Source organism: Bacillus sp. TSO22 (assembly GCF_020223595.1).
In the GTDB taxonomy this organism is placed as follows: Bacteria; Bacillota; Bacilli; order Bacillales; family Bacillaceae; genus Bacillus; species Bacillus inaquosorum.
On sequence record NZ_JAHAWO010000011.1, the window covers coordinates 260,307 to 273,011 of the forward strand.

Genomic DNA, 12,705 nt, shown 5'->3' on the forward strand with positions numbered 1-12,705 from the left:
TTATTAACGGTAACAATATTCCCTGAATGGAAAGATTTTAAAACAGCCGTTTTTTTTCAGCGGCTTCGGGAATGGTACAATGTACAAAAATCGGTAAAAGGAGAGTTCGATTCGTGACAAGAGAAAAAGATCCGCTGCCCATCACGTTTTACCAAAAAACCGCTCTTGAGCTTGCCCCGTCGCTTCTTGGCTGCCTTCTGGTAAAAGAAACAGATGAAGGCACAGCGTCAGGCTATATTGTGGAAACAGAGGCCTATATGGGCGCCGGAGACAGAGCGGCCCACAGCTTTAACAACCGCCGGACGAAGCGGACTGAGATTATGTTTGCGGAAGCCGGACGAGTGTATACATACGTGATGCACACCCATACGTTGCTGAATGTCGTTGCCGCAGAAGTGGATGTTCCGCAAGCGGTATTAATCAGGGCGATTGAGCCTCATGAAGGCCAGCTGTTAATGGAGGAGAGAAGGCCGGGCCGGCGTCCGAGGGAATGGACAAACGGGCCCGGAAAGCTGACGAAAGCGCTTGGCGTCACGATGAATGACTATGGACGCTGGATCACGGAACAGCCGCTTTACATTGAAAGCGGGTACACACCGGAAGAGATTTCTACCGGCCCGCGCATCGGCATTGACAACAGCGGAGAGGCGCGCGATTATCCGTGGCGTTTCTGGGTGACGGGAAACAGGTACGTGTCACGTTAGCATGTTTAAGCAAAAGGCAATCAGGGGAATGGTTGAGAAAAAGAAGGGAGAATCGGAGCTTTGAAAAAGATGATCAAAACCGTTATCAAATGGGCGCCGGTCATTTACCCGATTGTTCGAAAAATCATGAAGGATCGCAAGGCGTCTAAACAAAAGAACATGTCCGCTTCCCGAACAGCCGGCTGAATCCGGCTGTTTTTTTATGGGTCAGTTTTCCCTCTTGTCCCTCCGATGTTCATTGACTTGCCATTCGCCCCATTATAGAATTTATATACATTTCGCATTCCTTCATCATCCTTTCTGCCTATTCGCTTTATCCCTGCATCTACTTGATAGGAGGTTTTTCTCATGCTTCATGGGCGACTTCGTGATATTTTACGCTTGCTGATGGCGGCTGAAGCCCCGGTGACAAGCTCGTTTTTTGCCGCGCAATTAAACGTGACGACGCGGACGGTCCGCAATGATATAAAGGAATTGCAAGGCGTGATAAGCGGTCATGGTGCCTTTGTCCAATCGGTAAGAGGATCTGGTTACATACTCCGCATTCACGATGAGCAGACATTCAGAATGCTGCTGCAAGATGTATTTCAGCAAAAAAAGGGCCTGCCGGTGTTGCCGGAGGAGAGAATGGCCTATCTCATGAAACGTCTGCTGCTGGCGGAGCATTACCTCAAGCTCGATGAATTGGCTGAAGAACTATTTATCTCAAAATCTACACTCCAAACGGATTTAAAAGAAGTAAAGAAACGTCTGCTGCCCTATCGCATCGTCATGGAAACACGCCCGAATTACGGCTTCAAGCTGCGCGGGGACGAGGTCCAGATGAGGTACTGTATGGCAGAGTACATTGTCGATGAAAGAGAAACAGAGATTGATGTTCTGAATGAAAAGGCTGATATATTGCCAGATGAAGAAATCGAAATCATCCGTTCAGCCATCCTGAAAAAAATCAAAAACGACCGCATCCCTCTGTCTAACTTAGGACTGAATAACCTCATCATCCATATTGCCATCGCTTGTAAACGGATCAGAACGGAAAACTACGTATCTCTTTTCCCGGAAGATATGGATCATATCCTGCATCAAAAAGAATACCTGGCTGCCGAAGCCATCGTAAAAGAGCTGGAATCAGCACTTGCCGTTACGTTTCCGAAAGACGAGACGGCCTATATCGCCATGCATCTCCTCGGCACAAAGCGAATGACACAACCACAATGCGGGGAGGACACATTTTCAATAGACGAAGAAACCGATCTGCTGACATTTGCTATGATAAAGGCCGTTGATCGAGAACTGAAGCTCGGAATCTTGCATGACAAAGAGCTGAAAATCGGCTTAGCGCTCCATATAAAGCCGGCAATCAGCCGCAACCGATACGGCATGAACCTGAGAAATCCGATGCTGGCAGCGATCAAGGAACACTATCCTCTCGCTTTTGAAGCCGGGATCGTTGCCGGAATGGTGATAAAGGAACAAACGGGCATCGACATTCATGAAAACGAAATTGGTTATTTGGCCCTCCACTTTGGCGCCGCGATTGAAAGGAAAAAAACAGAAAGCCCGCCGAAGCGCTGTATCATTGTGTGCGCATCAGGTGCCGGGAGCGCTCAGCTACTGCGTGAAAAACTCCGCTCCCATTTCGGTAAACGGCTCGATATTCTAGGAACTGCTGAGTATTACAGTCTTGACCAGATGTCCTATGAATCCATTGATTTTGTCATCAGCACCATCCCGATCAAAAAAGAGCTCCCTGTACCAGTGCTGAAGGTCAACACACTCTTGGGCGGAACCGACTTTATAAAAATCGAATCCATTCTGAGTGATGAAAAAGAGAAAGCAGCCCGCTACCTGAAAAAAGAACTCGTGTTTTTCCAGAAGGATCTGCGCTCAAAAGAGGAAGTGATTCAATTTTTAGGGCAGAAAGCAGTTGATTGCGGCTATGCCGAAAAAGAAATCATAGAATCCATTTTTGAACGAGAAGACATGTCGCCAACGTGCTTTGGCAATCTTGTTGCCATACCGCACCCGCTCGTTCCGCAGACAAAAACAACATTTTGGGCCGTTTGTACGCTCAAAAAACCGATAGATTGGGAGAAGCAGCGTGTTCAATTTGTCTGTTTGCTTTGTGTCGAAAAGGAGAACAAAGCGGATTTGCAAAGCATGTATAAACTGCTTGGCAGCATTTTGGATGACCCGGCGGCGGTGAACCAGCTGATCAAATGCCGTTCGTATCAAGAGCTTTCGGATGTGTTTGACCAAAAAATGCTGAACTGACAGCCTGTATATACCTTTTTTCCGTTTCCTGCGGAAAAACCTTGAGTGTTTATGAAAGCGATTTCATAATATGATGATATCAACAACAGGACATGACAAAATTGATCAAACTCTAGGGGGTCTTTTACATGAATATATTACTCGTTTGTGCAGCAGGCATGTCTACTAGCTTACTGGTGAGCAAGATGGAAAAAAGTGCGCAGGAACAAGGAAAAGACTATACCATTTGGGCAGTTTCAGGTGATTCTGTACAAAATCATATTGATAAAGCGGATGTATTGCTTCTCGGCCCGCAAGTCCGTTATATGCTTCCGCAGCTGAAAAAACTAGGAGAGTCAAAGGGGGTTCCGGTAGACGTCATTAATACCGTCCATTATGGCACGTGCAACGGGGCAGAAGTGCTGAAATCGGCTGAACAGCTTGGATATGTGTCATAGAGAGGGGCGGGCTATGTGAATAAAGTCAATCAGATCTTAGAAGAAAAGGTCATGCCTATAGCGGGAAGAATTGCGGGACAGCGCCATTTGCAGGCGCTGCGTGACGGTATCATCCTTACGATGCCGCTGATTATCATCGGTTCCTTTTTCCTCATCATCGGCAACCTCCCGATCCCGGGATACGCTGAGTTTATGGCAAAAACGTTTGGCAGCGCCTGGTCTGAAAAGCTGGCCTACCCAGTTGACGCCACCTTTGAAATTATGGGTCTGGTCGCCGCGTTCGGCATCGCCTACCGGCTCGCCGAGAAATACGGTGTTGATGCCTTGTCGGCCGGAGCTATTTCACTTGCGGCATTTTTGTTAGCGACACCGTATCAAGTGCCGTTTACGCCTGATGGTTCGACGAAAGAGATTATGGTCGGCGGCGGGATTCCGCTTTCACTCATGGGAAGCAAAGGCCTGTTTGTCGCCATGATTATCGCGATGGTGTCCACAGAGATTTACCGCCTCATTATCCAGCGCAATTTGGTCTTCAAAATGCCGGATGGTGTTCCGCCGGCAGTCAGCAAGTCATTTGTCGCGTTAATCCCCGGCTTTGCCGTCATCTTCCTGATTTGGGCAGCCCGGCTGATTGTTGAAGCAACACCGTTTGAAAGCCTTCATAATATTGTAAGCGTTTTACTGGGGACGCCGCTATCCATTCTTGGCGGAAGCCTCGGAGGCAGCCTTGTCGCAGAAGCTGTCAAAATGCTTTTATGGGCCTGCGGCCTTCACGGCGCCAACATTGTCGGCGGCGTCATGGCACCGATTTGGTACGGCGCCATGGATGCCAACCGGATCGCGTTCCAAGCGGGTGAGGAGCTGCCTAAGATTTTCACCCAGCAGTTTTTTGATATCTGGATTAATATCGGCGGAAGCGGAGCCACTTTGGCACTGGTTGTCACGATGTTCCTGCGCGCCCGAAGCAAACAAATGAAGCAGCTCGGAAAGCTTGCGATCGGGCCGGCCATCTTCAATATTAACGAACCGATTATTTTCGGAATGCCGATCGTCATGAACCCGATGCTCTTACTTCCGTTTATCATCACGCCGCTTGTCACAGTGACACTCACATACATCGGAATGAGCACCGGACTTGTTGCTAAACCGGCGGGTATTGCAGTTCCATGGACCATGCCGCCGATCTTTTCAGGCTATCTGGCGACAGGGGGAAAAGTCTCAGGTGCGGTCATGCAAGCCATTAATATCGCCGTATCCTTTGTTGTCTACTACCCGTTCTTTAGAATGTGGGATAAACAGAAGCTGAAAGAAGAAAACGATCTGGAGCTCGTCCAAACGCCTGCAGCATCAGATGACAAAGAAGCGGCTCTGTAGAGAAAGGAAGTGAATCGCGTGAATGAGAAAATGGAGCAAATCATTTTTCAAATTATCCTTCACGGAGGAAACGGAAGGAGCTCTGCAATGGAGGCCATTGCCGCTGCGAAAAGCGGTGACGCAGAAGAAGCGCGGAAAAAGCTTCAAGAGTCAGGAGAAGAATTAACAAAAGCCCATCATTATCAGACAGAGCTGATCCAAAATGAAGCGGGCGGAGAAAAAACGGAAATGACGCTTCTGATGGTGCATGCACAGGATCATTTAATGAATGCGATGACAGTCAAGGATCTGGCGGCGGAGTTCATTGAGTTATATGAAAAAATCACTGAGCAAAGGGGAGCAAGCATATGACAAAAGGATTGAAGATTGTAACGATTGGCGGAGGTTCAAGCTACACGCCAGAGCTTGTGGAAGGGTTCATTAAACGGTATGATGAGCTGCCTGTCCGTGAATTATGGCTCGTCGATATCCCTGAGGGCGAAGAAAAGCTGAATATTGTCGGCACGCTCGCCAAACGGATGGTTGAAAAAGCCGGCGTCCCAATCGACATTCACCTTACGCTCGACCGGAGAAAAGCGCTGAAAGACGCAGACTTTGTCACGACTCAATTCCGCGTCGGGCTTCTGCAGGCAAGAGCCAAGGATGAACGCATCCCATTAAAATATGACGTCATCGGCCAGGAAACGAACGGCCCGGGAGGCCTGTTTAAAGGGTTGCGAACGATTCCGGTCATCCTTGAGATCGCAAAGGATATCGAAGAGCTCTGCCCGAATGCATGGCTCGTCAATTTCACAAACCCTGCCGGCATGGTGACAGAGGCCTTGCTTCGCTACTCTAACCTGAAGAAAGTCGTCGGTCTCTGTAACGTTCCGATCGGCATCAAAATGGGTGTGGCCAAAGCGCTTGACGTAGATGTGAACCGCGTAGAAGTCCAATTCGCCGGATTAAATCACATGGTGTTCGGGCTGGATGTTTTCTTGGACGGCGTAAGTGTGAAGGATCAAGTAATCGAAGCGATGGGTGATCCGAAAAACGCAATGACGATGAAAAACATCTCAGGAGCAGAGTGGGAGCCGGACTTTTTAAAAGCGCTCGATATCATCCCTTGCGGTTACCACCGTTACTATTTCAAAACGAAAGAGATGCTGGAGCACGAACTGGAAGCATCACAAACGGAAGGCACCCGCGCTGAAGTTGTGCAGAAGGTCGAAAAAGAGCTGTTCGAACTTTACAAAGATCCGAACCTTGCGATCAAACCGCCGCAGCTGGAAAAACGGGGCGGTGCTTACTACAGCGATGCAGCGTGTAACTTGATCAGCTCCATTTACAATGATAAACACGACATTCAGCCGGTGAACACGGTCAATAACGGCGCAATCGCCAGCATCCCAGACGATTCCGCGGTTGAAGTGAACTGCGTGATGACGAAAAACGGCCCTAAGCCAATAGCTGTCGGCGACTTGCCGGTGTCTGTCCGGGGCCTTGTTCAGCAAATCAAATCCTTTGAGCGTGTCGCGGCAGAAGCGGCGGTCACAGGCGACTATCAAACAGCACTCCTCGCCATGACGATTAACCCGCTCGTTCCATCCGACACTGTGGCCAAACAGATTTTAGACGAAATGCTGGAGGCGCACAAAGCGTACCTGCCGCAGTTCTTTAACAAAATTGAAGCGTAAAAAAAGCCGGCCCAGTGGCCGGCTTTTTTCTTATTTGCTTTCAGTCAGCGCTGCAACTTCAGTCGTCCATCCGAATTCATCCGCGACAGTGCCTTTTTGAATGCCTGTAATCGTGTCATATAGTTTTTTTGCGATTTCTCCTGTTTCACCGTTGTTAATCGACAGTGTTTCATCCTGCCAGATCAGCTCACCGACCGGGGAAATAACAGCAGCTGTACCGGTTCCGAAGGCTTCTTCAAGGATGCCGTCTTTATGGGCTTGGATGACCTCATCGATCGCAATTTTCCGTTCTGAAACGGAAAGGCCCCAATGCTTAAGCAAGGCGATGACGGAATTGCGCGTAATGCCTTCCAGGATGCTTCCGTTCAGCATTGGCGTTACAATTTCACCGTTGATTTTGAAGAAGATGTTCATGCTTCCGACTTCTTCGATGTATTTCTTTTCAATCCCGTCAAGCCAGAGTACTTGAGAAAATCCTTTCTCTTCGGCTACCTGCTGCGCTTTTAAGCTTGAAGCGTAATTCCCTGCGGTTTTGGCATTTCCCGTTCCGCCTTTTACCGCACGGACAAATTCACTTTCAACAGCGATTTTGACCGGCTTGATGCCTTCTTTGTAATATGAGCCGACCGGAGAAAGAATGATAAAGAGCTTATACGTATGAGATGCCGCAACACCGAGGAAAGGCTCGGTAGCGATGATGAACGGACGGATATAAAGGGACGTGCCCTCCGCATTCGGAATCCAGTCTTTATCGATCGCGACAAGCTGTTTTAAGCCTTCGAGAACCTGTTCTTCATCGATTTGCGGGATGCAGAGGCGGTCGTTTGATTGATTTAGGCGCTCCATATTTTTTTCCGGTCTGAAAAGCAGGACATGGTCATCCTCTGACACGTAAGCCTTTAACCCTTCAAACACGGTTTGGCCGTAGTGATATACCATTGCCGCTGGGTCCATTGAAATAGGTTGATAAGGAATGATTCTTGGGTCGTACCATCCTTTATCCGCCGCGTAGTCCATTACAAACATGTGGTCTGTAAACACTCTTCCGAACGAAAGCTGATTTGGGTCTGGTTTCGGTTTTTTGGTTGATGTCAATTCAACACGAATCGTTTGTTTAGTCATGGTCAATCTCCCTGCTGTTAAATTGTTTATATTATCAAACTTATTTGAAAATAATTTATATTCTATTGTATACCTTCAACAAATATTCGCAATAGGTTTGCTCAAATTTGTAAGAAATTCATAAGAAAAAAGCAGGAGAAATTAATTCTCCTGCGTGTTCATTTGTTCGAACACCCTGTCATAATCGGCGCGAGTGGCATTCCGAAGACCTTCAACACGTTCATTTGTAATCTCTTGTTTGCCTTCTTTCAAGTCATCCAAGAAATATTGAACATATTCTTCAGCTGAAATGCCGCGGTATTTGAGGCCTTGTTTATCGCGTGATTTTTGGTTTAATCCCGTGTCCACCATAGGAGGCGCCATTTCAATCACTTCCACGCTCGTATCGCGAAGCTGGTGTCTGAGCGTAAGCGAGAACGAGTGAAGCGCCGCTTTTGTTGCACAGTACACCGGATAAACAGCTAACGGGTTAAACGCAAGCCCCGACGTGACCTGAACAATTGCCGCGTCGGGCTGCTTCATCAAATGAGGTGTGAAAAGAGCTGATAAATGGACAGGCGCTTGGAAATTAAGTTCAATTTCATCTCCGTCCTCAAAAAGCTCCTCTGTCCCTTTTTTGAAGTCGATCTCCTTTTGAATGCCGGCGTTATTGACCAGAACATTCAGGTTCGGAAATTTCTTTAGAGCCCATTCAAACAATGCTTCCCGCTGCGAACGGTCTGCAACATCACATTGCTTTGTATGGATGTTTGGGAGCTGCTGCTTTGCTTCTGTAAGACGCGCTTCGCTGCGTCCGCAAATCACGACTTCATTACCGAGCTCCAGCAGCCGCTTGGCCAGTTCAAGCCCAATGCCTGCGGAACCCCCTGTAATTAAAACCGTATTGCCTGTCATCTTCATTAATGTACACCTCTTACTAGTTGGCTGTGATTCCTTTACTATTTCAAATCTTAGCGGGAAATATGCAGCAGCGTCCTACGAGATGCTCAGGATGAAGTGACTTTTCCGGTTTTATAAAATTCGTCAATTGCTTTATCGACGTACACCCAGCCTTTCCAGCCGATGTGGATGGTATCTTTCATGAAATACGGGTCATATTCATGTCCTGAAAAATCAGCAACCTGGAAGCCCTTCGCTCTAATCTGTTTATTCACTTTTTTGTAATAGTCGGTGCGGCCTTTTTTCGGGAAGCCTGTGTAGTCGTACCATTTTCCGTTAACAGGGATGGTGACAAACATAGGCTCTGCACCCGCATCCTTCAGGATATCAAGCATCATTTCAAAGTCGCCGTATTCCGGTGACACTGCATACGATCTTCCTTTGTTTTTCCCTTTCAGCTTTGGCACTTTCGGCTTCAGCTTTTTATAAACTGGATTGTCGATATGAAAATCGTTAGATCCGGAGTGGCGTTTGCCTGATTGATCTGCGAGTTTATTTAATTCAGACCATGACTTATCCTTTACTGACTGCGAGATATAACGCTTTGGCCCGGATGATTCCGTCGCTGAATAATACATGTCTTTCTTTTCCAGCATGCTGTAATAGACTTTTGCCGCCGGCTTCAGCGCGTTTGCTTTCCATGTCTGGCCGTTTACCATTGCTTTGTACAGCTCGGAAAGAATCGCATCGTTTTGCACGGCCTTAAAGCGCAGCATGCGTTTCATCATTTTCTTTTTCACATCAGGGTCGATCTGCTCGTTAAATGCCAAATCTAGCCCTTGCAGCGCAGAATAGTTCGGGGCGAAATGCTGTTCATCAGACCCGCGCTTAATAAACCATTGCGGAGACACGATGAATACGATTTTTTTGCCTTTCAGCTGATCCATATGGGCAGCGAAGTTTAAAGAATGAATCAATGACTGGGACCCGCCTTTGCCGACAAGGTATGGCGTGAACCCCTCATTGTTTACTTGAAAATAATTAGATGGGTGGAACTCGTCCAGCCGGGAAAGCTCAGAAGACCCGTAAATCGGAAGATATGTCGGATCTTTGAGCATTTGATCTTGTAAATAAAGCCCTTGAAACATACTTGGGTTCAAGGCTGTTGCTGACTCTTTCACCCGTTTATCGGTGATGAAGCCTGTCAGCCATGAAGATGGAATTGCGATGGCGCCTGCGAATAGAATAAACGCCAAAATAATTGGACCGAAAAAACGCTTTTTCATTATTTCAACTCAGACAGCTGATTTACAATGTTGTTAGGCGTATTCCAAACATCCCGGTCAAATTCAGTGATCGGCACTAAAATATCAAAACGGTTTTCAATCGCAAGCAACAATTCTACTGTTCCAAAAGAATCAAGCAAACCTTCTTCAAAAATTTCAATATCAGGATTTTCCTTTACGATGTCATCCTGGCAAACCTCTGCTAAAACGTCTAATACCTCTTGTTTAAAATCCATAGCTTTCTAATCTCCTTTAATGGTGGTGATGAAATAATTTTCCTGAGAAAATATAAAACCCGAAGCAAACGAAGTGGAACGTGATCACAATAGCGAGAACGGTTGTCCAGCGGTTGGACGGCAGCCATTTATATTTCTTATTCCACTTCTCGAAAAAGTTGTAACACGTCATCAGCACGGCGTGATAGAGGCCGTAGATGATATATTGCGGCGCAAGCCCGTGCCAAACCCCCATCAGCATAAACAGCAGGAAATACCCGATGTTTGAGACAGCCATACGGTTTTTGATCCACTTTTTCTTTGTCATCCAAAATACGAATCTCATAAACACATAATCTCTAAACCAAAATGACAGAGACATATGCCAGCGATTCCAGAAATCTTTAATATTTTTACTGATAAACGGTTTATTAAAGTTTTCCGGTGATTTAATGCCCATGATATAGCTGACCCCGACGGCAAACATCGTGTAGCCGGCGAAATCAAAGAATAAATACATGCTGTAGCCGTACATGTACAGCAGGTTCCCAAGAATCTTATTGTGCGTGATCGCGGGAAGATTCATGATGAAGTACGTATTGATTGCATAGCCGATAATAAACTTGTACAGGAAACCGATAAAGATCTTATGAATCCCTGTATACAATAGGTCGGCGTATTCTTCTTTCGTCCAAGCCTTCTGTTCATCCTTGACGAACCGGCGGTATCTGTCGATCGGACCGGAGGAAATCGTCGGGAAAAACAGGATAAAATACAGTAGGCGGTGCAGCGGCAGCTGTTCCTTCAGCAGACCGTCCCTTGCTTCCATAATCAGCTGAACGCCTTTAAAGGTTAAATACGAAATCCCTAAAAAGCTGATCAGGTTATGTGGCGGGTGATGCGGCTGCGGGTGTGAAAGAAACGGCCATATTTTTGACAAGAATAAAGGCAGAATCGCCGCGATAACAGCTCCGCAAAAGACAAAGCCGCTGTTCGCTTTCTGCCGGTACGCCAGATAGCCGCTGATCAAGAGCACCTGCCATATCGTAAACAGACACAGTGCGATGACCCCATGTAAGTCGTGCGAAAAAATTAAAGCCAATATAATGATAGATATGAACATGTTGTATGCTTGAAATTTTTTTCCGTTCAGGCCGAGAATGATCGTCGGCAGAAGAAGAATGCCAAGCAGTATAAAGAATAAAAACGAGCTGTAAGGCGTCATACAAGAACCTCTTCGCCGATGCGCTTCCGGTCAATTTTGCCGTTGGCCGTCATTTGAATGTGATCCTGATAGATGAATTTTCTCGGGATCATATACGCCGGAAGGGAAGCGGCAAGCTCTTTTTTAATGGCGCTTGTCAGCTGGAACTCCTTCTGGAACTCATGCTCCTCAGGCACAACAGCAGCGATCAGGTACTCGACTGTTCCGTTTGGCTGATACGGAATCACAACAGCAGAACGAACGTACTGAGACTGTCTGACATGGAACTCAATTTCCTCAAGCTCCATTCGGTAGCCGTGAAGTTTAATTTGGAAATCCAAACGTCCTTGGCAGAAAATCTGACCATCTTGGATATAGCCAGCATCGCCAGTCCGGTATGCCCACTGTCCTTCATAAGAGAAAAACGCTTTTTCCGTCAGCTCTGGCTCACCAAGGTAGCCTCGGCTTACGCTTGGCCCTGCAATGACGATTTCTCCTTTTTCTCCTTCAGGAAGCGGCTGTCCCTGTTCATCCATAATGAAAATGTTCATATCTGGCTTGGCAAAGCCGACTGGAAGCGATTCGTTGCGGCTGATGACGTCACTTGTAATTTCAACGGATGTGACAGCCACTGTCGCTTCAGTCGGACCGTACGTATTAAAGATTTTTGCTTTCGGAAAACGCTCAAGCAGCGCATTCGCCACAGAAACCGGAAGAACCTCTCCGCAAAACATAAATGTGTCTGCATCTGGCAGCAGGTCTTGTGAAAAACCCGGGTCCATCAGGCACATCTGCACAAAGGAAGGCGTTGATGTCCACACATTCAGCCCGGACTTCTTCAGCTCTTCGAATAAGATTTTCGGCTTATTCACAGCATCCTTTGTCACGCAGTGTAAAGTCCCGCCTGATTGAAGGCATGGGTAAAGATCCATGACAGATAAATCAAATGAAAACGGCGCTTGGTTTAAAAATGTTTTTCCTCCGTTGACTGGAAAGTCTGCACAAATCCAGTCTGTGAAGCTTTGAAGATTCGCCGCGGAAATCTGCACGCCTTTTGGATTTCCCGTGCTTCCGGAAGTGTAAATAATATAAAACGTCTCGTGTTCCTTGACCCATTGATCTTGGCTGACAGAGCTGCCTTCGTTTTCCAGCAGTTCTTCTGCTGAAACCGTCTGAATCTGCTGGCTGTCTGTATCAATTGGAAGTCCGGCTGCATTGATCAGCAATTCTGCTCCAGAGCTTTCGATAATTTTCGCAATCCGCTCGGACGGAATGGACAGATCAACCGGAATATAAGGGTGTCCCGCTTTGACGCTTCCTAAGAAGGAAACGATCATGCAGGGCTCCATATGGCCGTACACAAGGATAGGAGATTTCTTTTCCCCAGAAATGCGTTTTTGGATCGCGGCAGCCGCGCGGTCAGACTGCTCCCATAATTCCTGATACGTGAGCGACTGGCCTTGAGAGCGGAAGGCATCGGTTTGCGGATAAGATTCCGCATGTGTTTGAATAGCATGTAAAAGTTTCATAGTTA

The 12,705-nt window shown here is 47.0% G+C and carries 13 protein-coding genes; 7 read left to right on the forward strand and 6 right to left on the reverse strand.

What is annotated here, in order from left to right; genetic code table 11:
• Positions 1-113 precede the first annotated feature (113 nt).
• The 7 genes from KHQ79_RS13640 (at position 114) to licH (ending at position 6,465) form a co-directional block, all read left to right on the forward strand.
• Entirely contained in the window at positions 114-704 is a 591-nt protein-coding gene (locus KHQ79_RS13640; protein WP_133485493.1) for a DNA-3-methyladenine glycosylase, read from the forward strand.
• Between the two features lie 69 nt (positions 705-773).
• A complete protein-coding gene (locus tag KHQ79_RS13645) occupies positions 774-890 on the forward strand; it encodes a hypothetical protein (protein WP_109571642.1) in 117 nt (38 codons plus the stop codon).
• 162 nt (positions 891-1,052) lie between these two features.
• Positions 1,053-2,978, forward strand: a complete 1,926-nt coding sequence (licR, locus tag KHQ79_RS13650) for a transcriptional regulator LicR (protein WP_003236122.1) — start codon at positions 1,053-1,055, stop codon at positions 2,976-2,978.
• Between the two features lie 128 nt (positions 2,979-3,106).
• Complete coding sequence (gene licB, locus KHQ79_RS13655) at positions 3,107-3,415, forward strand: PTS lichenan transporter subunit IIB (RefSeq protein WP_003236120.1); 309 nt, start codon at positions 3,107-3,109, stop codon at positions 3,413-3,415.
• A 15-nt stretch (positions 3,416-3,430) separates the two neighbouring features.
• On the forward strand, positions 3,431-4,789 hold the full coding sequence (licC, locus tag KHQ79_RS13660; protein ID WP_060399799.1) for a PTS lichenan transporter subunit IIC: 1,359 nt from the start codon (positions 3,431-3,433) through the stop codon (positions 4,787-4,789).
• A gap of 18 nt (positions 4,790-4,807) precedes the next feature.
• Positions 4,808-5,140, forward strand: coding sequence for a PTS lichenan transporter subunit IIA (gene licA / locus KHQ79_RS13665; protein ID WP_019259850.1), 333 nt, complete (start codon positions 4,808-4,810; stop codon positions 5,138-5,140).
• Positions 5,137-6,465, forward strand: a complete 1,329-nt coding sequence (gene licH / locus KHQ79_RS13670) for a 6-phospho-beta-glucosidase LicH (protein ID WP_133485497.1) — start codon at positions 5,137-5,139, stop codon at positions 6,463-6,465. Before licA ends, licH begins: the two co-directional genes overlap by 4 nt.
• A 30-nt stretch (positions 6,466-6,495) precedes the next feature.
• On the opposite strand, the gene KHQ79_RS13675 is transcribed toward licH, so the two are convergent.
• The 6 genes from KHQ79_RS13675 to dltA all read right to left on the reverse strand — a co-directional run bounded on the left by KHQ79_RS13675 (position 6,496) and on the right by dltA (position 12,700).
• The gene (locus KHQ79_RS13675; protein ID WP_225515615.1) at positions 6,496-7,587 is read right to left on the reverse strand and encodes a branched-chain amino acid aminotransferase; all 1,092 of its coding nucleotides are present in this window, start codon (positions 7,585-7,587) and stop codon (positions 6,496-6,498) included.
• Between the two features lie 141 nt (positions 7,588-7,728).
• On the reverse strand, positions 7,729-8,487 hold the full coding sequence (locus tag KHQ79_RS13680; protein ID WP_225515617.1) for an SDR family oxidoreductase: 759 nt from the start codon (positions 8,485-8,487) through the stop codon (positions 7,729-7,731).
• Between the two features lie 86 nt (positions 8,488-8,573).
• Positions 8,574-9,752 (reverse strand): D-alanyl-lipoteichoic acid biosynthesis protein DltD, encoded by a 1,179-nt coding sequence (gene dltD / locus KHQ79_RS13685; RefSeq protein ID WP_084994023.1) that lies wholly within the window; start codon positions 9,750-9,752, stop codon positions 8,574-8,576.
• Positions 9,752-9,988, reverse strand: a complete 237-nt coding sequence (dltC, locus tag KHQ79_RS13690) for a D-alanine--poly(phosphoribitol) ligase subunit DltC (protein ID WP_003227325.1) — start codon at positions 9,986-9,988, stop codon at positions 9,752-9,754. Before dltC ends, dltD begins: the two co-directional genes overlap by 1 nt.
• Positions 9,989-10,004: 16 nt before the next feature.
• Positions 10,005-11,192 (reverse strand): D-alanyl-lipoteichoic acid biosynthesis protein DltB, encoded by a 1,188-nt coding sequence (gene dltB / locus KHQ79_RS13695; protein WP_225515619.1) that lies wholly within the window; start codon positions 11,190-11,192, stop codon positions 10,005-10,007.
• Positions 11,189-12,700, reverse strand: coding sequence for a D-alanine--poly(phosphoribitol) ligase subunit DltA (dltA, locus tag KHQ79_RS13700; protein WP_225515621.1), 1,512 nt, complete (start codon positions 12,698-12,700; stop codon positions 11,189-11,191). The genes dltB and dltA overlap by 4 nt, the downstream gene beginning before the upstream one ends.
• Between the last annotated feature and the right edge of the window lie 5 nt (positions 12,701-12,705).

Bases quoted from the DNA above. Each gene is read 5' to 3' on its own strand.
- licB (WP_003236120.1), top strand. From the start codon at position 3,107: ATGAATATATTACTCGTTTGTGCAGCAGGCATGTCTACTAGCTTACTG.
- licH (WP_133485497.1), top strand. From the start codon at position 5,137: ATGACAAAAGGATTGAAGATTGTAACGATTGGCGGAGGTTCAAGCTAC.
- licR (WP_003236122.1), top strand. From the start codon at position 1,053: ATGCTTCATGGGCGACTTCGTGATATTTTACGCTTGCTGATGGCGGCT.
- dltA (WP_225515621.1), bottom strand. From the start codon at position 12,700: ATGAAACTTTTACATGCTATTCAAACACATGCGGAATCTTATCCGCAA.
- dltC (WP_003227325.1), bottom strand. From the start codon at position 9,988: ATGGATTTTAAACAAGAGGTATTAGACGTTTTAGCAGAGGTTTGCCAG.
- dltB (WP_225515619.1), bottom strand. From the start codon at position 11,192: ATGACGCCTTACAGCTCGTTTTTATTCTTTATACTGCTTGGCATTCTT.
- KHQ79_RS13675 (WP_225515615.1), bottom strand. From the start codon at position 7,587: ATGACTAAACAAACGATTCGTGTTGAATTGACATCAACCAAAAAACCG.
- KHQ79_RS13680 (WP_225515617.1), bottom strand. From the start codon at position 8,487: ATGAAGATGACAGGCAATACGGTTTTAATTACAGGGGGTTCCGCAGGC.
- dltD (WP_084994023.1), bottom strand. From the start codon at position 9,752: ATGAAAAAGCGTTTTTTCGGTCCAATTATTTTGGCGTTTATTCTATTC.
- KHQ79_RS13645 (WP_109571642.1), top strand. From the start codon at position 774: ATGATCAAAACCGTTATCAAATGGGCGCCGGTCATTTACCCGATTGTT.